Source organism: Shigella sp. SIG6 (genome assembly GCF_053555815.1).
The window spans coordinates 1-20,928 of sequence record NZ_JBQZXC010000040.1 but is presented as its reverse complement, the minus strand read 5'-3'; the positions used below and the strand labels follow the sequence as shown (position 1 = coordinate 20,928).

At 51.7% G+C, this 20,928-nt stretch carries 16 protein-coding genes and 1 pseudogene; 13 read left to right on the top strand and 4 right to left on the bottom strand.

Translation table 11 applies throughout. The features are described 5' to 3' along the window. Positions 1–45: 45 nt before the first annotated feature. The gene (acuI, locus tag ACUU1M_RS09210) at positions 46–1,020 is read right to left on the bottom strand and encodes an acrylyl-CoA reductase (NADPH) (protein ID WP_001148491.1); all 975 of its coding nucleotides are present in this window, start codon (positions 1,018–1,020) and stop codon (positions 46–48) included. A 151-nt stretch (positions 1,021–1,171) separates the two neighbouring features. Here acuI and csrD point away from each other — a divergent pair. The 8 genes and pseudogenes from csrD (at position 1,172) to tldD (ending at position 13,646) form a co-directional block, all read left to right on the top strand. Beyond that, a pseudogene (gene csrD / locus ACUU1M_RS09205) lies at positions 1,172–3,111 on the top strand (RNase E specificity factor CsrD). 304 nt (positions 3,112–3,415) lie between these two features. Then, a complete protein-coding gene (mreB, locus tag ACUU1M_RS09200; protein ID WP_000913396.1) occupies positions 3,416–4,459 on the top strand; it encodes a rod shape-determining protein MreB in 1,044 nt (347 codons plus the stop codon). Between the two features lie 65 nt (positions 4,460–4,524). After that, entirely contained in the window at positions 4,525–5,628 is a 1,104-nt protein-coding gene (gene mreC / locus ACUU1M_RS09195; protein ID WP_000802500.1) for a rod shape-determining protein MreC, read from the top strand. After that, a complete protein-coding gene (mreD, locus tag ACUU1M_RS09190; RefSeq protein WP_000179406.1) occupies positions 5,628–6,116 on the top strand; it encodes a rod shape-determining protein MreD in 489 nt (162 codons plus the stop codon). The genes mreC and mreD overlap by 1 nt, the downstream gene beginning before the upstream one ends. A gap of 8 nt (positions 6,117–6,124) precedes the next feature. Continuing rightward, on the top strand, positions 6,125–6,718 hold the full coding sequence (gene yhdE / locus ACUU1M_RS09185) for a nucleoside triphosphate pyrophosphatase YhdE (protein WP_000203090.1): 594 nt from the start codon (positions 6,125–6,127) through the stop codon (positions 6,716–6,718). Continuing rightward, a complete protein-coding gene (gene rng / locus ACUU1M_RS09180) occupies positions 6,708–8,177 on the top strand; it encodes a ribonuclease G (protein WP_000123198.1) in 1,470 nt (489 codons plus the stop codon). The genes yhdE and rng overlap by 11 nt, the downstream gene beginning before the upstream one ends. A gap of 67 nt (positions 8,178–8,244) precedes the next feature. Continuing rightward, positions 8,245–12,045, top strand: a complete 3,801-nt coding sequence (gene yhdP, locus ACUU1M_RS09175) for an AsmA2 domain-containing protein YhdP (RefSeq protein WP_001253598.1) — start codon at positions 8,245–8,247, stop codon at positions 12,043–12,045. A 155-nt stretch (positions 12,046–12,200) separates the two neighbouring features. Then, positions 12,201–13,646: a metalloprotease TldD gene (gene tldD, locus ACUU1M_RS09170; protein WP_000055909.1), complete on the top strand. Its 1,446-nt coding sequence runs from the start codon at positions 12,201–12,203 to the stop codon at positions 13,644–13,646. Positions 13,647–13,773: 127 nt separating this feature from the next. Here the strand turns inward: tldD and aaeR are convergent, their stop codons facing one another. After that, a complete protein-coding gene (gene aaeR / locus ACUU1M_RS09165; RefSeq protein ID WP_000440309.1) occupies positions 13,774–14,703 on the bottom strand; it encodes an HTH-type transcriptional activator AaeR in 930 nt (309 codons plus the stop codon). Between the two features lie 182 nt (positions 14,704–14,885). On the opposite strand from aaeR, the gene aaeX reads away from it, so the two are divergent. The 4 genes from aaeX (at position 14,886) to ACUU1M_RS09145 (ending at position 18,366) form a co-directional block, all read left to right on the top strand. Continuing rightward, positions 14,886–15,089, top strand: coding sequence for a p-hydroxybenzoic acid efflux pump operon protein AaeX (gene aaeX, locus ACUU1M_RS09160; protein ID WP_000051841.1), 204 nt, complete (start codon positions 14,886–14,888; stop codon positions 15,087–15,089). Positions 15,090–15,096: 7 nt separating this feature from the next. Continuing rightward, positions 15,097–16,029 carry a p-hydroxybenzoic acid efflux pump subunit AaeA gene (gene aaeA, locus ACUU1M_RS09155; RefSeq protein ID WP_000854016.1) on the top strand — a complete coding sequence of 311 codons (933 nt, stop codon included), beginning with the start codon at positions 15,097–15,099 and terminating at the stop codon, positions 16,027–16,029. A gap of 5 nt (positions 16,030–16,034) precedes the next feature. Further along, positions 16,035–18,002 (top strand): p-hydroxybenzoic acid efflux pump subunit AaeB, encoded by a 1,968-nt coding sequence (gene aaeB, locus ACUU1M_RS09150; protein WP_000510962.1) that lies wholly within the window; start codon positions 16,035–16,037, stop codon positions 18,000–18,002. Positions 18,003–18,093: 91 nt separating this feature from the next. Beyond that, on the top strand, positions 18,094–18,366 hold the full coding sequence (locus tag ACUU1M_RS09145; protein ID WP_001028769.1) for a barstar family protein: 273 nt from the start codon (positions 18,094–18,096) through the stop codon (positions 18,364–18,366). Positions 18,367–18,421: 55 nt separating this feature from the next. Here the strand turns inward: ACUU1M_RS09145 and yhcN are convergent, their stop codons facing one another. Both yhcN and argR read right to left on the bottom strand, forming a co-directional pair. Beyond that, on the bottom strand, positions 18,422–18,685 hold the full coding sequence (gene yhcN, locus ACUU1M_RS09140) for a peroxide/acid stress response protein YhcN (RefSeq protein WP_005077199.1): 264 nt from the start codon (positions 18,683–18,685) through the stop codon (positions 18,422–18,424). Positions 18,686–19,049: 364 nt separating this feature from the next. Then, positions 19,050–19,520, bottom strand: a complete 471-nt coding sequence (gene argR, locus ACUU1M_RS09135; RefSeq protein WP_001257846.1) for a transcriptional regulator ArgR — start codon at positions 19,518–19,520, stop codon at positions 19,050–19,052. Between the two features lie 434 nt (positions 19,521–19,954). Between argR and mdh the strand changes: the two genes are divergently transcribed. After that, positions 19,955–20,893 carry a malate dehydrogenase gene (gene mdh / locus ACUU1M_RS09130; RefSeq protein WP_005071296.1) on the top strand — a complete coding sequence of 313 codons (939 nt, stop codon included), beginning with the start codon at positions 19,955–19,957 and terminating at the stop codon, positions 20,891–20,893. The last annotated feature ends 35 nt before the right edge of the window (positions 20,894–20,928 follow it).

Below are 20,928 nucleotides of genomic sequence, written 5' to 3'. Positions count from 1 at the left end.
TGATGTCAAAATGAGTTCCCTCTCTTATTATTCCTTGCTAAATGGTTAGTTAACCTTCACCAGCGTGCGACCCTGGATCTGGTTATTAATGATGGCCTCGGCAAAGTTCGGTGCCTCTGATAGAGATATCTCTTTTGCCGCCTGGGTATAGAATGATTCCGGTAAATCGGCGACCAGTCGCTGCCAGGCTTGTGCGCGGCGTTCTGGTTGCGTCATTACTGAATCCACCCCTTGCAAACGGACATTACGCAGAATAAATGGCATGACCGTGGTTGGCAGAGTAAAACCACCCGCCAGACCACAGGCCGCCACGCAGCCGCCGTAATTCATTTGCGCCAGCACTTTTGCCAGCACTTTGTCGCCAACAGTGTCAATTGCCCCAGCCCAGACTTGTTTTTCCAGAGGACGGGATTCGGCAAACTCATCACGAGGGAGAATACGGCTGGCACCTAAACTTTTCAGATATTCATGGGTACTTTCGCGACCGGAAACGGCAACGACCTGATAACCCAACTTATGCAGCAGCGCCACGGCGGTACTGCCGACGCCACCACTGGCACCCGTCACGACAATCTCCCCGTCCTGCGGGCGAACACCGGCATCTTCCAGCGCCATCACACACAGCATGGCGGTAAAACCGGCAGTACCGATAATCATTGCTTTACGCGCGTCCAGCCCTTGCGGCATGGCAACCAGCCAGTCACCTTTCACTCGCGCCTGCTCCGCCAGCCCACCCCAGAGGTTTTCACCAACGCCCCAGCCAGTGAGTAACACCTCCTGACCGGCATGAAAACTCGGATCTTCGCTGGTGCGTACAGTTCCGGCAAAATCGATCCCAGGAATCATCGGAAAATTACGGATGATTTTTCCCTTACCGGTAATCGCCAGCGCATCTTTATAGTTCAGGCTCGACCAGTGAACATCGACCGTGACATCGCCCTTCGGCAGGCGACTTTCGTCCAGAGTCTGTACTGATGCGAGAGTTTTGCCGTCCTGCTGTTCTAAAAGTAACGCCTGCATAAGTGGTCCTCATGTGCATGATGGATTGGAAAATAATTTCTGAAGACTATACTCGCTAATGGAAAAGCAAAGCCGATGAAGCGCAATAAATTGCGAGATAAATCTGATTTGCTAGTATGCCCGCTTCCTCACTATCGGAGTTAACACAAGGATGAGATTAACGACGAAATTTTCGGCCTTTGTTACGCTGCTCACCGGGTTAACAATTTTTGTGACTTTGCTGGGCTGTCGCTAAGTTTCTACAACGCCATTCAGTATAAGTTTAGTCATCGCGTTCAGGCGGTGGCGACGGCGATTGATACCCACCTTGTGTCGAATGACTTCAGCGCATTAAGGCCACAAATTACCGAATTAATGGTGTCAGCAGATATCGTTCGTGTAGACCTGCTGCATGGTGATAAACAGGTTTATACCCTGGCCAGAAATGGTAGTTATCGTCCGGTTGGCACCAGCGATCTGTTTCGTGAACTGAGCGTTCCGTTGATAAAGCATCCGGGGATGTCGTTGCGTCTGGTTTATCAGGATCCGATGGGCAACTATTTCCATTCGTTGATGACCACCGCGCCGCTCACGGGGGCGATTGGCTTTATCATTCTTATGCTCTTTCTGGCGGTACGCTGGTTACAACGGCAACTTGCCGGGCAAGAATTGCTGGAAACCCGGGCTACTCGTATCTTAAACGGTGAGCGTGGCTCTAATGTGTTGGGAACCATCTATGAATGGCCGCCCAGAACCAGCAGTGCGCTGGATACGCTGCTTCGTGAAATTCAGAACGCACGCGAACAACACAGCCGTCTTGATACGCTGATCCGCTCTTATGCCGCACAGGACGTGAAAACCGGCCTCAATAACCGACTCTTTTTCGATAATCAGTTAGCAACGTTACTGGAAGATCAGGAGAAAGTAGGTACCCACGGGATCGTGATGATGATTCGTCTGCCGGATTTCAATATGTTGAGCGATACCTGGGGGCACAGCCAGGTTGAAGAACAGTTCTTCACTCTGACGAATCTGCTGTCGACATTTATGATGCGCTACCCTGGCGCACTGCTGGCGCGTTACCACCGCAGTGATTTTGCTGCGCTGTTACCGCACCGGACGTTAAAAGAGGCAGAGAGCATAGCCAGTCAGTTAATCAAAGCCGTCGATACCTTGCCGAACAATAAAATGCTCGATCGCGACGATATGATCCACATTGGTATCTGTGCCTGGCGTAGTGGTCAGGATACCGAGCAGGTAATGGAACATGCAGAGTCTGCCACGCGTAATGTGGGATTGCAGGGTGGCAATAGCTGGGCTATTTATGATGACTCGTTGCCTGAAAAAGGACGCGGTAATGTTCGCTGGCGTACGCTTATCGAGCAAATGCTCAGTCGCGGCGGCCCGCGCCTTTATCAAAAACCGGCGGTTACTCGCGAAGGTCAGGTTCATCATCGCGAACTCATGTGCCGCATCTTCGATGGTAATGAAGAGGTTAGCTCGGCGGAGTATATGCCGATGGTCTTGCAGTTTGGCTTATCGGAAGAGTATGACCGTCTGCAAATCAGCCGTCTTATTCCACTATTGCGTTACTGGCCAGAGGAAAATCTGGCGATTCAGGTTACCGTTGAGTCGCTGATTCGTCCGCGTTTTCAGCGTTGGCTGCGCGATACGTTAATGCAATGTGAAAAATCACAACGAAAACGCATAATTATTGAACTTGCAGAGGCCGATGTAGGTCAACATATCAGTCGTTTACAACCTGTTATTAGTTTAGTGAATGCTTTAGGGGTACGGGTAGCCGTCAACCAGGCTGGTTTGACGCTGGTAAGCACCAGTTGGATCAAAGAACTTAATGTTGAGTTACTCAAGCTCCATCCGGGGCTGGTCAGGAACATTGAGAAGCGAACGGAGAACCAGCTGCTGGTTCAAAGCCTGGTGGAAGCCTGCTCCGGGACCAGCACCCACGTTTACGCCACCGGCGTGCGTTCGCGAAGCGAGTGGCAGACCCTGATTCAGCGCGGTGTTACAGGCGGGCAAGGGGATTTTTTCGCGTCCTCACAGCCACTTGATACTAACGTGAAAAAATATTCACAAAGATACTCGGTTTAACCTGCCGTTTAATCCGTTTTCACGTAGAATAACGCGCGCTGCGTCTCATGGGAGTGTGCTTGTCTGCTCGCCAGATTGTTGCAGCACATATGCAGATGAATGACCTTACGCGGTTGCAAACAGGCGAGGAATGCTGCTGATGCATTAAGCCTTTCTGGACTCAGGCAGAGATTTGTAACAAAGGAAACGAACTGCACTAATTTTCACCGTAGCAGATGATTTTTGCGCCTTGTCGCTGCTGCGTGTGGTTGGTAAAGTAAGCGGATTTTCTTTTCCGCCCCAGCTTTCAGGATTATCCCTTAGTATGTTGAAAAAATTTCGTGGCATGTTTTCCAATGACTTGTCCATTGACCTGGGTACTGCGAATACCCTCATTTATGTAAAAGGACAAGGCATCGTATTGAATGAGCCTTCCGTGGTGGCCATTCGTCAGGATCGTGCCGGTTCACCGAAAAGCGTAGCTGCAGTAGGTCATGACGCGAAGCAGATGCTGGGCCGTACGCCGGGCAATATTGCTGCCATTCGCCCAATGAAAGACGGCGTTATCGCCGACTTCTTCGTGACTGAAAAAATGCTCCAGCACTTCATCAAACAAGTGCACAGCAACAGCTTTATGCGTCCAAGCCCGCGCGTTCTGGTTTGTGTACCGGTTGGCGCGACCCAGGTTGAACGCCGCGCAATTCGTGAATCCGCGCAGGGCGCTGGTGCCCGTGAAGTCTTCCTGATTGAAGAACCGATGGCTGCCGCAATTGGTGCTGGCCTGCCGGTTTCTGAAGCGACCGGTTCTATGGTGGTTGATATCGGTGGTGGTACCACTGAAGTTGCTGTTATCTCCTTGAACGGCGTGGTTTACTCCTCTTCCGTGCGCATTGGTGGTGATCGTTTCGACGAAGCTATCATCAACTATGTGCGTCGTAATTACGGTTCTCTGATCGGTGAAGCCACCGCAGAACGTATCAAGCACGAAATCGGTTCGGCTTACCCGGGCGATGAAGTCCGTGAAATCGAAGTTCGTGGCCGTAACCTGGCAGAAGGTGTTCCACGCGGTTTTACCCTGAACTCCAACGAAATCCTCGAAGCACTGCAGGAACCGCTGACCGGTATTGTGAGCGCGGTAATGGTTGCACTGGAACAGTGCCCGCCGGAACTGGCTTCCGACATCTCCGAGCGCGGCATGGTGCTCACCGGTGGTGGCGCACTGCTGCGTAACCTTGACCGTTTGTTAATGGAAGAAACCGGCATTCCAGTCGTTGTTGCTGAAGACCCGCTGACCTGTGTGGCGCGCGGTGGCGGCAAAGCGCTGGAAATGATCGACATGCACGGCGGCGACCTGTTCAGCGAAGAGTAATCGGATGCAGGCAGGGGAAGCGTCTGTTTACCCTGCCTGGTCTGATACGAGAATACGCATAACTTATGAAGCCAATTTTTAGCCGTGGCCCGTCGCTACAGATTCGCCTTATTCTGGCGGTGCTGGTGGCGCTCGGCATTATTATTGCCGACAGCCGCCTGGGGACGTTCAGTCAAATCCGTACTTATATGGATACCGCCGTCAGTCCTTTCTACTTTGTTTCCAATGCTCCTCGTGAATTGCTGGATGGCATATCGCAGACGCTGGCCTCGCGTGACCAACTAGAACTTGAAAACCGGGCGTTACGTCAGGAACTGTTGCTGAAAAACAGTGAACTGCTGATGCTTGGACAATACAAACAGGAGAACGCGCGTCTGCGCGAGCTGCTGGGTTCCCCGCTGCGTCAGGATGAGCAGAAAATGGTGACTCAGGTTATCTCCACGGTTAACGATCCTTATAGCGATCAAGTTGTTATCGATAAAGGTAGCGTTAATGGCGTTTATGAAGGCCAGCCGGTCATCAGCGACAAAGGTGTTGTTGGTCAGGTGGTGGCCGTCGCTAAACTGACCAGTCGCGTGCTGCTAATTTGTGATGCGACCCACGCGCTGCCAATCCAGGTGCTGCGCAACGATATCCGCGTAATTGCAGCCGGTAACGGTTGTACGGATGATTTGCAGCTTGAGCATCTGCCAGCGAATACGGATATTCGTGTTGGTGATGTGCTGGTGACCTCCGGTCTGGGCGGTCGTTTCCCGGAAGGCTATCCGGTCGCGGTTGTCTCTTCCGTAAAACTCGATACCCAGCGCGCTTATACTGTGATCCAGGCGCGTCCGACTGCAGGACTGCAACGTTTGCGTTATCTGCTGCTGCTGTGGGGCGCGGATCGTAACGGCGCTAACCCGATGACGCCGGAAGAGGTGCATCGTGTTGCTAATGAACGTCTGATGCAGATGATGCCGCAGGTATTGCCTTCGCCAGACGCGATGGGGCCAAAGTTACCTGAACCGGCAACGGGGATCGCTCAGCCGACTCCGCAGCAACCGGCGACAGGAAATGCAGCTACTGCGCCTGTTGCGCCGACACAGCCCGCTGCTAATCGCTCTCCACAAAGGGCTACGCCGCCGCAAAGTGGTGCTCAACCGCCTGCGCGTGCGCCGGGAGGGCAATAGTGGCGAGCTATCGTAGCCAGGGACGCTGGGTAATCTGGCTCTCTTTCCTCATTGCGCTGTTGCTGCAAATCATGCCCTGGCCGGATAACCTGATTGTTTTCCGGCCAAACTGGGTGTTACTTATCTTGTTGTATTGGATCCTGGCCTTGCCCCATCGCGTAAATGTGGGCACAGGTTTTGTGATGGGTGCCATACTGGATCTGATCAGCGGCTCGATGCTTGGCGTACGCGTATTGGCGATGAGCATCATTGCTTACCTGGTGGCGCTGAAATACCAGCTTTTCCGCAACCTCGCATTATGGCAGCAGGCGCTGGTCGTCATGTTGCTTTCGCTGGTGGTGGATATTATTGTTTTCTGGGCAGAGTTTTTAGTGATTAACGTCTCTTTCAGACCGGAAGTGTTCTGGAGTAGTGTAGTCAATGGGGTGCTCTGGCCGTGGATTTTCTTGCTGATGCGTAAAGTCCGTCAGCAGTTTGCAGTGCAATAAAGGTTTCTATGACTTCTCTGTATTTAGCTTCCGGTTCTCCGCGTCGTCAGGAGTTACTTGCGCAACTTGGCGTGACCTTTGAACGTATTGTTACGGGCATTGAGGAGCAGCGTCAGCCGCAGGAGAGCGCGCAGCAGTATGTTGTGCGTCTGGCACGCGAGAAAGCACAGGCGGGTGTCGCGCAAACGGCACAGGATCTCCCGGTGCTGGGTGCGGATATTATCGTTATCCTGAACGGAGAAGTGCTCGAGAAACCGCGCGACGCAGAGCATGCGGCGCAGATGTTGCGCAAATTATCGGGTCAGACCCATCAGGTGATGACGGCAGTGGCGTTGGCCGACAGCCAGCACATTCTCGATTGCTTGGTGGTCACCGATGTGACTTTCAGAACGTTAACAGACGAAGACATCGCGGGCTATGTCGCCAGCGGTGAACCGTTAGATAAAGCAGGTGCATACGGTATTCAGGGGCTGGGTGGCTGTTTTGTCAGGAAGATAAATGGCAGCTATCACGCCGTAGTCGGCTTACCGCTGGTTGAAACGTATGAATTATTAAGTAATTTTAACGCACTGCGTGAGAAAAGGGATAAACATGACGGCTGAATTGTTAGTAAACGTAACGCCTTCGGAAACGCGAGTGGCGTATATTGATGGCGGTATTCTGCAGGAAATTCATATTGAACGTGAGGCGCGACGCGGAATAGTAGGCAATATCTACAAGGGTCGTGTAAGTCGTGTACTTCCGGGTATGCAGGCGGCTTTTGTAGATATTGGGCTGGATAAAGCCGCGTTTCTTCATGCATCCGACATCATGCCGCATACCGAATGTGTGGCGGGTGAAGAACAAAAGCAATTCACGGTGCGCGACATCTCGGAACTGGTTCGTCAGGGGCAAGATCTGATGGTGCAGGTGGTGAAAGATCCGCTTGGCACTAAAGGTGCGCGCCTGACCACCGATATCACGCTGCCTTCTCGCTATCTGGTATTTATGCCAGGGGCTTCTCACGTTGGGGTTTCCCAACGAATTGAAAGCGAATCAGAACGTGAACGCCTGAAAAAAGTGGTCGCAGAGTATTGCGACGAGCAGGGCGGGTTTATCATCCGCACCGCAGCGGAAGGGGTTGGCGAGGCTGAACTGGCCTCCGATGCCGCTTATCTGAAACGCGTCTGGACCAAAGTTATGGAGCGTAAAAAGCGCCCGCAGACCCGTTATCAGCTGTACGGCGAACTGGCGCTGGCGCAGCGTGTTCTGCGTGATTTTGCCGACGCCGAACTGGACCGCATTCGCGTTGACTCACGCCTGACTTACGAAGCATTGCTGGAGTTTACCTCGGAGTACATTCCCGAGATGACCAGCAAGCTGGAGCATTACACCGGACGCCAGCCGATTTTCGATCTCTTTGATGTCGAAAACGAAATCCAGCGAGCGTTGGAACGCAAAGTAGAACTGAAATCCGGTGGTTATCTGATTATCGACCAGACCGAAGCGATGACCACCGTGGACATCAATACCGGAGCGTTTGTCGGTCATCGCAATCTGGACGACACTATTTTCAATACCAATATTGAAGCGACGCAGGCTATCGCTCGCCAGTTACGGTTGCGTAATCTGGGCGGGATTATCATTATTGATTTCATCGATATGAATAATGAAGATCACCGCCGCCGCGTGCTGCATTCGCTGGAGCAGGCGTTGAGCAAAGACCGGGTGAAAACCAGCGTTAATGGTTTTTCGGCGCTGGGGCTGGTGGAGATGACGCGTAAACGCACCCGCGAAAGCATTGAGCACGTACTGTGTAACGAATGCCCAACCTGCCACGGTCGCGGAACGGTGAAAACCGTGGAAACGGTATGCTATGAAATCATGCGCGAGATTGTTCGTGTCCACCATGCTTACGACTCCGACCGTTTCCTGGTCTATGCTTCTCCGGCAGTAGCCGAAGCCTTGAAAGGCGAAGAGTCACTCTCGCTGGCGGAAGTGGAAATTTTCGTTGGCAAACAGGTTAAAGTACAAATTGAACCGCTCTATAACCAGGAGCAGTTTGACGTCGTAATGATGTAAACAGATGCTGGGCCGCCATCCGGCAAAGGGTTTTTGAGTCACATTTTTAGCAGACAAGGAGTGACGGGTGAGGCGATTGCCGGGGATTTTACTGCTTACTGGAGCCGCGCTCGTTGTGATCGCTGCCCTGCTGGTTAGCGGCCTGCGTATTGCTTTACCGCATCTTGACGCCTGGCGTCCGGAAATCCTCAACAAAATAGAATCCGCGACTGGCATGCCGGTAGAAGCCAGTCAGCTCTCAGCCAGCTGGCAGAATTTTGGCCCGACGCTTGAAGCACACGACATCCGTGCAGAACTAAAAGATGGCGGCGAATTTTCGGTTAAACGCGTTACTCTGGCGCTGGATGTCTGGCAGAGCCTGTTACATATGCGCTGGCAGTTTCGCGACCTCACTTTCTGGCAGCTGCGCTTTCGCACCAACACTCCTATCACCAGCGGTGGTAGCGATGACAGTCTGGAAGCCAGTCACATCAGCGATCTGTTTCTTCGTCAATTTGACCATTTCGATCTCCGCGACAGTGAAGTCAGTTTTCTGACGCCATCCGGTCAGCGCGCCGAGCTGGCGATCCCACAACTCACTTGGCTGAACGATCCACGTCGACACCGTGCGGAAGGCCTGGTAAGCCTCTCCAGCCTTACCGGACAGCACGGCGTGATGCAGGTGCGCATGGATTTGCGCGATGATGAGGGGTTGTTAAGCAATGGTCGCGTCTGGCTACAGGCGGATGACATCGACCTGAAGCCGTGGCTCGGTAAATGGATGCAGGACAATATTGCTCTGGAAACGGCACAGTTCTCCCTTGAAGGCTGGATGACGATCGACAAAGGCGATGTAACCGGCGGTGACGTCTGGCTGAAACAGGGCGGTGCCAGCTGGTTGGGCGAGAAGCAAACGCATACGCTGTCGGTGGATAATCTGACCGCGCATATTACGCGTGAAAATCCGGGCTGGCAGTTCTCTATTCCCGATACACGGATCACGATGGACGGCAAACCCTGGCCGAGCGGAGCATTGACGCTGGCCTGGATACCGGAACAGGACGTTGGCGGCAAAGACAATAAACGCAGTGACGAACTCCGGATTCGCGCTAGTAATCTGGAGCTGGCAGGCCTGGAGGGCATACGCCCGCTGGCCGCGAAACTTTCACCTGCACTGGGTGATGTTTGGCGCTCCACACAACCGAGCGGCAAGATTAACACTCTGGCGCTGGATATCCCGCTTCAGGCGGCAGACAAGACCCGTTTTCAGGCATCGTGGAGCGATCTGGCCTGGAAGCAATGGAAATTATTACCGGGTGCGGAACACTTCTCCGGGACGCTTTCCGGCAGCGTTGAAAATGGTTTGCTTACTGCGTCGATGAAGCAGGCAAAGATGCCTTACGAAACGGTATTCCGTGCGCCACTGGAAATCGCCGACGGCCAGGCAACTATAAGCTGGCTGAACAATGACAAAGGTTTCCAGCTGGATGGGCGTAATATTGACGTTAAAGCCAAAGCCGTCCATGCGCGCGGCGGTTTTCGTTACCTGCAACCTGCTAACGATGAACCCTGGCTGGGTATTCTGGCTGGCATCAGTACCGATGATGGTTCACAAGCCTGGCGCTATTTCCCGGAAAACTTGATGGGTAAAGACCTGGTTGATTATTTAAGTGGTGCGATTCAGGGCGGTGAAGCGGATAACGCGACGCTGGTTTATGGTGGCAATCCGCAACTCTTCCCCTATAAACACAACGAAGGTCAGTTTGAAGTGCTGGTGCCGCTGCGCAACGCGAAGTTTGCCTTCCAGCCGGACTGGCCTGCATTAACTAACCTTGATATTGAACTGGACTTTATTAACGACGGTTTATGGATGAAAACCGATGGCGTTAATCTGGGCGGCGTGCGCGCGAGTAATCTCACCGCAGTGATCCCTGACTACTCAAAAGAAAAACTGCTGATTGACGCTGACATTAAAGGTCCGGGTAAAGCCGTTGGCCCTTACTTTGATGAGACACCGCTGAAAGATTCTCTGGGTGCGACCCTGCAAGAACTCCAGCTCGACGGCGATGTGAATGCTCGCTTACATCTTGATATCCCGCTGAACGGCGAACTGGTAACCGCGAAAGGTGAAGTGACGCTGCGTAATAACAGTCTGTTTATCAAACCACTCGACAGCATCCTGAAAAATTTGAGCGGTAAATTCAGCTTTATCAATGGCGATCTGCAAAGTGAACCACTGACAGCAAGCTGGTTTAATCAGCCGTTGAACGTGGATTTTTCCACCAAAGAAGGGGCAAAAGCCTACCAGGTTGCGGTGAATCTCAACGGTAACTGGCAACCGGCGAAAACCGGCGTTCTGCCTGAAGCGGTGAACGAAGCATTGAGTGGCAGCGTGGCGTGGGATGGTAAAGTGGGCATTGATCTGCCTTATCATGCTGGCGCGACCTATAACGTAGAGCTGAACGGCGATCTGAATAATGTGAGTAGTCACTTACCTTCACCGTTAGCCAAACCTGCGGGTGAACCACTAGCGGTAAACGTTAAGGTTGATGGCAATCTCAACAGCTTTGAATTAACCGGACAGGCTGGTGCGGATAACCATTTCAATAGCCGCTGGTTGCTTGGTCAAAAGCTGACGCTCGATCGTGCTATTTGGGCGGCAGACAGTAAAACGCTCCCGCCGTTGCCGGAACAAAGTGGCGTTGAACTTAATATGCCGCCGATGAATGGTGCCGAGTGGCTGGCCCTGTTCCAGAAAGGCGCTGCGGAGAGTGTCGGTGGTGCAGCGAGTTTCCCACAACACATAACGTTACGTACGCCTATGTTGTCACTGGGAAATCAGCAATGGAATAACCTGAGTATTGTTTCGCAACCGACGGCAAATGGCACCCTGGTTGAGGCGCAAGGGCGTGAAATCAACGCCACGCTAGCGATGCGTAATAACGCGCCGTGGCTGGCGAATATCAAATATCTTTATTACAACCCGAGCGTGGCGAAAACTCGTGGTGATTCAACGCCGTCATCACCTTTCCCGACAACGGAGCGCATTAACTTCCGTGGCTGGCCGGACGCACAAATACGATGCACAGAGTGCTGGTTCTGGGGGCAAAAATTCGGTCGCATTGACAGTGATATCACCATTTCTGGCGATACGTTAACGCTGACCAATGGACTGATTGATACTGGTTTCTCGCGGCTTACTGCCGATGGTGAATGGGTTAATAATCCGGGGAATGAACGTACCTCGCTGAAAGGAAAACTGCGTGGGCAGAAAATTGATGCCGCCGCAGAATTTTTTGGTGTCACGACGCCCATACGCCAGTCGTCATTTAATGTGGATTACGATTTACACTGGCGCAAAGCACCCTGGCAGCCAGATGAAGCGACGTTGAATGGCATCATTCATACTCAACTGGGTAAAGGCGAAATTACCGAAATCAATACCGGACATGCCGGGCAATTGCTGCGCTTATTGAGCGTAGATGCCCTGATGCGTAAGCTGCGTTTTGATTTCAGAGACACTTTTGGCGAAGGGTTCTATTTTGACTCCATTCGCAGCACCGCGTGGATTAAAGACGGCGTTATGCACACCGACGACACGCTGGTGGATGGCCTGGAGGCGGATATCGCCATGAAAGGGTCGGTAAATCTGGTACGTCGCGACCTGAATATGGAAGCGGTTGTCGCACCAGAGATTTCTGCGACGGTGGGCGTGGCTGCGGCTTTTGCGGTTAACCCCATTGTTGGCGCGGCAGTGTTTGCCGCCAGTAAAGTGCTGGGGCCGCTGTGGAGCAAAGTCTCCATTTTGCGCTATCACATTTCGGGTCCGCTGGACGATCCGCAAATCAACGAAGTGTTGCGCCAACCGCGTAAAGAAAAAGCGCAATGATTTGACGAGGGCGCGTAATTGCCCCAATCTCATATGATAATAGTTGCCAAAGGCCAACGAGCCGGAACATAACTGTAGGCCGGATAGGGCGTTCACGCCGCATCCGGCAGCCGTAAAAAATCCTCTACTGCAGTAACTAACGAGTAGCAAAAACGATGAGTCTGAACCTAGTAAGTGAACAATTGCTAGCGGCGAACGGCCTGAAACATCAGGACTTGTTCGCGATCCTCGGTCAACTGGCCGAACGTCGCCTTGATTATGGCGATCTCTATTTTCAGTCGAGCTATCACGAATCCTGGGTTTTAGAAGACCGCATTATTAAAGATGGTTCTTACAACATCGATCAGGGCGTTGGCGTGCGTGCAATCAGCGGTGAAAAAACCGGATTTGCTTACGCTGACCAAATCAGCCTGCTGGCGCTGGAACAGAGTGCGCAAGCGGCGCGCACCATCGTCCGTGATAGTGGTGATGGCAAAGTACAGACGCTGGGCGCGGTAGAGCATAGCCCGTTGTATACCTCGGTAGATCCGCTGCAAAGCATGAGCCGTGAAGAGAAGCTGGATATCCTGCGTCGCGTCGATAAGGTTGCTCGCGAAGCGGACAAGCGCGTACAGGAAGTGACTGCCAGCCTCAGTGGTGTCTATGAATTAATTCTGGTTGCGGCCACCGACGGCACGCTAGCGGCGGATGTCCGTCCGCTGGTGCGTCTTTCCGTGAGCGTTCTGGTCGAAGAAGATGGCAAACGCGAACGCGGTGCCAGTGGCGGCGGCGGTCGTTTTGGTTATGAGTTCTTCCTTGCCGATCTTGACGGCGAAGTCCGTGCGGATGCATGGGCAAAAGAAGCAGTGCGTATGGCGCTGGTCAATCTTTCTGCCGTTGCTGCACCAGCGGGCACCATGCCGGTAGTACTTGGCGCAGGTTGGCCGGGCGTGCTGTTGCATGAAGCGGTAGGTCACGGTCTGGAAGGCGACTTCAACCGCCGTGGCACTTCAGTATTTAGTGGACAGGTCGGGGAGCTGGTGGCTTCAGAACTGTGTACCGTGGTTGATGACGGCACGATGGTCGATCGCCGTGGTTCGGTGGCGATTGATGACGAAGGTACGCCAGGCCAGTACAACGTGCTGATTGAGAACGGCATTCTGAAAGGCTACATGCAGGATAAACTCAACGCGCGTTTGATGGGGATGACGCCGACTGGCAACGGTCGCCGTGAATCCTACGCCCATCTGCCCATGCCGCGTATGACCAACACCTATATGCTGCCGGGTAAATCGACCCCGCAAGAAATTATTGAATCCGTTGAGTACGGTATCTATGCACCGAACTTTGGTGGCGGTCAGGTGGATATCACCTCCGGCAAATTCGTTTTCTCCACTTCAGAAGCATATCTGATTGAAAACGGTAAAGTAACGAAGCCGGTGAAAGGCGCAACGTTGATTGGTTCCGGTATCGAAACCATGCAGCAGATTTCGATGGTTGGCAACGACCTGAAACTGGATAACGGCGTGGGTGTCTGCGGTAAAGAAGGGCAAAGTTTGCCGGTTGGCGTGGGCCAGCCAACGTTGAAAGTCGATAACCTGACTGTTGGCGGTACTGCGTAATAATTTCATTATTTTCAGAAGGATAATTAATCTTTCTACGTGCACGAACGGTCCCCTCGCTCCTCTGGGGTTAGGGTGAGGGGAACCCGTTGGCACAGGTTTGTAGAACGTAACAGTACAATATGAATTACTTCTCTTTCCCGCGCCCGTGCATCTCCTGAAACAATTTACCGACCTCAACAAAATAATCCGTCAGCGAGTTGATCACGACCTGTACCTTCAGCGGCAGCTTATCTTTTTCGGTATATAACGCATAAACCGGGCGTGGATCTGACTGATAACGCGGCAGCAGGATCTCCAGCTCCCCACGATTGATCTCGTTGATCACCCACATCAGCGGCACGTAGGCGATCCCGGCACCCGCCGTTAGCCAGCGCACCAGCGTCATCGGATCATTAGTCACAAATCTCCCTTGCGGGATCAGGCGAGTCGAGATCCCTTCCGGTGCAATCAGTTCAAATTCATTGTCGGGCCGCACGCTGTATTCAAGCCATGAATGGCTACTTAAATCGGCGGGTTTTTCCGGTATGCCGTATTGTGTGAGATAGCTTTTCGCGGCGCACACCACCATTGGCATCGCGCCAAGACGGCGGGAAAACAGGCTGGAATCCTGCAACGCGCCGACGCGGATCACCACATCCAGACCGTCGGCAATCAGGTCGGGGGCTGGAATTCCGGTAACCAGATTGGCGCTCAAACCTGGGTATTCTTTCAGCATTTTGGCTGTCAGCCCGGCGAGAACATTTTGTGCCATAGTTGAAGAACAGCCAATGCGTAGCGTCCCGATGGGGGTGTTATTGAAGGCATACAGTTGCTCATGAACATCCTGCACTTCATGAAGCATACGACGGCAGCCCTGGTAGTAAATTCTACCGGCTTCGGTCAGGCCAATGCTGCGTGTGCTACGGTTTAACAGCTTTACCTGCAACTCATCTTCCAGTTTTGACACCGTCTGACTGATGGACGAAACGCTCATCTGTAGCTGTCTGGCGGCGGCGGTAAAAGAGCCAAATTCAACTACTTTGGCAAACACCGACATGCGTTTTAGTCGTTCCATTATTCACTCTGACTTAAAAGTGATTTAGATCACATAATATAGATAACAGCATAACAGTTACGCTAATATATTAAATATCAATCTACAGCAATGTTGCTCTCGCCCGGCTTTCCATGCCCTTCTCTGCGGCGACAGATGCTGAAAATAATAACGCCTGCTCTCTCTATACAACCAAGGTCAACATGAGTCTGTTTCCCGTTATCGTGGTGTTTGGGCTGTCCTTCCCACCGATATTTTTTGAATTGCTTTTATCACTGGCGATTTTCTGGCTGGTGCGCCGGGTACTTGTGCCAACAGGTATCTACGACTTTGTCTGGCATCCGGCGTTGTTCAACACCGCGCTCTATTGCTGCTTGTTTTATTTGATATCGCGACTGTTCGTTTGAGGTTGAAGTGAAAACACTAATAAGAAAATTCTCCCGTACGGCCATCACGGTCGTATTAGTCATTCTGGCCTTCATCGCAATTTTTAATGCCTGGGTCTATTACACCGAATCCCCTTGGACGCGTGACGCGCGCTTTAGCGCTGACGTCGTTGCGATCGCGCCGGACGTTTCTGGACTCATTACCCAGGTGAATGTTCATGATAACCAGCTGGTGAAAAAAGGACAGATACTGTTCACCATCGACCAGCCGCGCTATCAAAAGGCGCTTGAGGAAGCGCAAGCCGATGTTGCTTATTATCAGGTACTGGCACAGGAGAAACGCCAGGAGGCCGGACGTCGTAACTGTCTCGGTGTGCAGGCGATGTCTCGCGAAGAGATCGACCAGGCTAACAACGTACTACAAACGGTTCTGCATCAGTTAGCGAAAGCGCAGGCGACCCGCGATCTGGCAAAACTGGATCTTGAACGCACGGTGATCCGAGCGCCAGCAGATGGCTGGGTGACCAACCTCAACGTCTATACCGGTGAGTTTATTACTCGAGGATCAACGGCGGTTGCGCTGGTGAAACAGAACTCCTTCTATGTACTGGCCTATATGGAAGAAACTAAGCTGGAAGGGGGGCGTCCGGGGTATCGTGCAGAGATCACGCCGCTTGGCAGTAACAAAGTGCTGAAAGGGACTGTTGATAGTGTTGCCGCTGGGGTCACCAACGCCAGCAGCACGCGTGACGACAAAGGGATGGCGACCATCGACTCTAACCTTGAATGGGTGCGTTTGGCGCAACGTGTTCCGGTTCGTATTCGTCTCGACAACCAGCAAGAGAACATCTGGCCTGCGGGCACCACTGCTACAGTGGTGGTCACTGGCAAACAAGATCGCGACGAAAGCCAGGATTCGTTCTTCCGTAAAATGGCCCATCGCCTGCGTGAGTTTGGTTAATCACGATGGGTATTTTCTCCATTGCTAACCAACATATTCGCTTTGCGGTAAAACTGGCGACCGCCATTGTACTGGCGCTGTTTGTTGGCTTTCACTTCCAGCTGGAAACGCCACGCTGGGCGGTACTGACAGCGGCGATTGTTGCCGCCGGTCCGGCCTTTGCTGCGGGAGGTGAACCGTATTCTGGCGCTATTCGCTATCGTGGCTTTTTGCGCATCATCGGCACATTTATTGGCTGTATTGCCGGACTGGTGATCATCATTGCGATGATCCGCGCACCATTATTGATGATTCTGGTGTGCTGTATCTGGGCCGGTTTTTGTACCTGGATATCCTCGCTGGTACGAATAGAAAACTCGTACGCGTGGGGGCTGGCCGGTTATACCGCGCTGATCATTGTGATCACCATTCAGCCGGAACCATTGCTTACGCCGCAGTTTGCCGTCGAACGTTGTAGCGAGATCGTTATCGGTATTGTGTGTGCGATTATGGCGGATTTGCTCTTTTCTCCGCGATCGATCAAACAAGAAGTAGATCGAGAGCTGGAAAGTTTGCTGGTCGCGCAATATCAATTAATGCAACTCTGTATCAAGCATGGCGATGGTGAAGTTGTCGATAAAGCCTGGGGCGACCTGGTGCGACGCACCACGGCACTACAAGGCATGCGCAGCAACCTGAATATGGAATCTTCCCGCTGGGCGCGGGCCAATCGACGTTTAAAAGCGATCAATACGCTATCGCTGACGCTGATTACCCAATCCTGCGAAACTTATCTTATTCAGAATACGCGCCCGGAATTGATCACTGATACTTTCCGCGAATTTTTTGACACGCCGGTAGAAACCGCGCAGGACGTCCACAAGCAGCTCAAACGCCTGCGGAGAGTTATCGCCTGGACCGGGGAACGGGAAACGCCTGTCACCATTTATAGCTGGGTCGCGGCGGCAACGCGTTATCAGCTTCTCAAGCGCGGCGTTATCAGTAACACAAAAATCAACGCCACCGAAGAAGAGATCCTGCAAGGCGAACCGGAAGTAAAAGTAGAGTCAGCCGAACGTCATCATGCAATGGTTAACTTCTGGCGAACCACACTTTCCTGCATTCTGGGCACGCTTTTCTGGCTGTGGACGGGCTGGACTTCCGGCAGTGGTGCAATGGTGATGATTGCGGTCGTGACGTCACTGGCAATGCGTTTGCCGAATCCACGCATGGTGGCGATCGACTTTATCTATGGGACGCTGGCCGCGCTGCCGTTAGGGCTGCTCTACTTTTTGGTGATTATCCCTAATACCCAACAGAGCATGTTGCTGCTGTGTATTAGCCTGGCAGTGCTGGGATTCTTCCTCGGTATAGAAGTACAGAAACGGCGACTGGGCTCGATGGGGGCACTGGCCAGCACCATAAATATTATCGTGCTGGATAACCCGATGACTTTCCATTTCAGTCAGTTTCTCGACAGCGCATTAGGGCAAATCGTCGGCTGTGTGCTCGCGTTCACCGTTATTTTGCTGGTGCGGGATAAATCGCGCGACAGGACTGGACGTGTACTGCTTAATCAGTTTGTTTCTGCCGCTGTTTCCGCGATGACTACCAATGTGGCACGTCGTAAAGAGAACCACCTCCCGGCACTTTATCAGCAGCTGTTTTTGCTGATGAATAAGTTCCCAGGGGATTTGCCGAAATTTCGCCTGGCGCTGACGATGATTATCGCGCACCAGCGCCTGCGTGATGCGCCGATCCCGGTTAACGAGGATTTATCGGCGTTTCACCGACAAATGCGCCGCACAGCAGACCATGTGATATCTGCCCGTAGCGATGATAAACGTCGTCGGTACTTTGGCCAGTTGCTGGAAGAACTGGAAATCTACCAGGAAAAGCTACGCATCTGGCAAGCGCCACCGCAGGTGACGGAACCGGTTCATCGGCTGGCGGGGATGCTCCATAAGTATCAACATGCGTTGACCGATAGTTAAGTCAAAACCGACGCCAAAAGCGTCGGTTTTTTCATGGCTATACTTAGCGATGCACGGCAGAACTCGCCGCGAAACGTGACGGTGGCAACAGATGAATATTTATGCCTTTGATTTTGATGAGATTGAGAGTCAGGAGGATTTTTATCGTGACTTTAGCCAAACCTTTGGTCTGGCTAAAGATAAGGTACGCGATCTCGACTCACTATGGGATGTGTTAATGAACGATGTCCTGCCGCTACCACTTGAGATTGAATTTGTTCATCTGGGAGAGAAAACGCGTCGCCGTTTTGGCGCGTTAATATTGCTGTTTGATGAGGCAGAGGAAGAGCTGGAAGGGCATTTGCGTTTTAATGTTCGTCATTAGCGCAAAAAAAAGCCCCCGAACCGGGGGCAATATCGTCGGACAAAACGATGAGGGTTTATTTGTACAGTTCAGCCGTAGCGTGCCAGATGTCACCGCTACGAGCTTCAGTAATCTGGTAGGCCGTTGCGCCTTTCTCTTCCGCTTTTTTGTTCAGCATTTCACGTATATCCATTGGCGAAGACGCCACACCACTTACGGATACGGTCCCGATTGCTTCACGATTTTGTGCTTGTGCAGCATCAATGGAGTCGGCAGCGAATGCACCGAAAGAGAGAACAGAAAGTACGCTTAATGCAGCTACAGTGGTTTTGATTTTCATGATTTTTACCTCGACATAATCTTTTAGCTGGGCCTTTGTTTCGTGACCCATATCACAAAATCAAGCATACACTAATTATTGAACTAATTAATACCACGCTAACTGTTTCAGTTGATACTAAGTGTTAAAAATGTGAATTTTAATAACAAAAAAGTATAAAAAACACGGTTATTTATTATTAATTATAGTATTTTCAATTAGATAATGAATTTTGCATAATGTGCTTTTTTTACCGTATGTATTCATTTTGTGAATGATGTGTCGCGGTAAAACGCACTATTCGTTAAATGTATCGCAGGAGAAAGAAGGGGAATGAGAGGGATAAGCAACATTTTCCCCGCCGCCAGAAGCGACGGGGCAGAGATTAAAGCTCCTGGTCGAACAGCTCTAAAATCGCTTCGTACAGGTCTTTGACGGTGAAACCGTTAGCAGGGGTGGTAAAGATGGTGTCATCGCCAGCGATGGTGCCCAGAATACCTTCTGCTTTGCCCAGTGAGTCCAGCAGGCGAGCAATTAACTGCGCTGCGCCAGGGCTGGTATGAATCACGACAACTGCATCGTTGTAGTCGATATCCAGCACCAGATTCTTCAATGGACTGGAGGTGGTTGGTACACCCAGTTCAGCTGGCAGGCAGTAAACCATTTCCATTTTGGCATTGCGTGTACGTACAGCACCAAACTTGGTCAACATCCGCGAGACTTTAGACTGATTAATATTGTCAAAGCCTTGCTCCTGCAACGCGGCGACGATTTCGCCCTGGGAGCTAAATTTCTCTTCTTTAAGTAATGCTTTAAATGCTTTAACTAGTTCTTCTTGCTTAGCCGAGCTTCGCATAAGTCACCCGATATGGTGGTTGATACAACATTATTGTGCATACAGATGAATTTTTATGCAAACAGTCAGCCCTGAAGAAGGCTGAAATAATGTTATGAAAGAGCGGGATTTTATCAAATTTCGTTATTGAGAAACATGCCTGCGTCACGGCATGCAAATTCTGTTTAAAAGTAAATTAATTGTTATCAAATTGATGTTGTTTTGGCTGAACGGTAGGGTATATTGTCACCACCTGTTGGAATGTTGCGCTAATGCATAAGCGACTGTTAATTACGTAAGTTAGGTTCCTGATTACGGCAATTAAATGCATAAACGCTAAACTTGCGTGACTACACATTCTTGAGATGTGGTCATTGTAAACGGCAATTTTGTGGATTAAGGTCGCGGCAGCGGAGCAACATATCTTAGTTTATCAATATAATAAGGAGTTTAGGATGAAAGTCGCAGTCCTCGGCGCTGCTGGCGGTATTGGCCAGGCGCTTGCACTACTGTTAAAAACCCAACTGCCTTCAGGTTCAGAACTCTCTCTGTATGATATCGCTCCAGTGACTCCCGGTGTGGCCGTCGATCTGAGCCATATCCCTACTGCTGTGAAAATCAAAGGTTTTTCTGGTGAAGATGCGACTCCGGCGCTGGAAGGCGCAGATGTCGTTCTTATCTCTGCAGGCGTAGCGCGTAAACCGGGTATGGATCGTTCCGACCTGTTTAACGTTAACGCCGGCATCGTGAAAAACCTGGTACAGCAAGTTGCGAAAAACTGCCCGAAAGCGTGCATTGGTATTATCACTAACCCGGTTAACACCACAGTTGCAATTGCTGCTGAAGTGCTGAAAAAAGCCGGTGTTTATGACAAAAACAAACTGTTCGGCGTTACCACGCTGGATATCATTCGTTCCAACACCTTTGTTGCGGAACTGAAAGGCAAACAGCCAGGCGAAGTTGAAGTGCCGGTTATTGGCGGTCACTCTGGTGTTACCATTCTGCCGCTGCTGTCACAGGTTCCTGGCGTTAGTTTTACCGAGCAGGAAGTGGCTGATCTGACCAAACGTATCCAGAACGCGGGTACTGAGGTGGTTGAAGCGAAAGCCGGTGGCGGGTCTGCAACCCTGTCTATGGGCCAGGCAGCTGCACGTTTTGGTCTGTCTCTGGTTCGTGCACTGCAGGGCGAACAAGGCGTTGTCGAATGTGCCTACGTTGAAGGCGACGGTCAGTACGCCCGTTTCTTCTCTCAACCGCTGCTGCTGGGTAAAAACGGCGTGGAAGAGCGTAAATCTATCGGTACCCTGAGCGCATTTGAACAGAACGCGCTGGAAGGTATGCTGGATACGCTCAAGAAAGATATCGCCCTGGGCGAAGAGTTCGTTAATAAGTAATTGATTAGCGAATAATAAAAAACCGGAGCACAGAC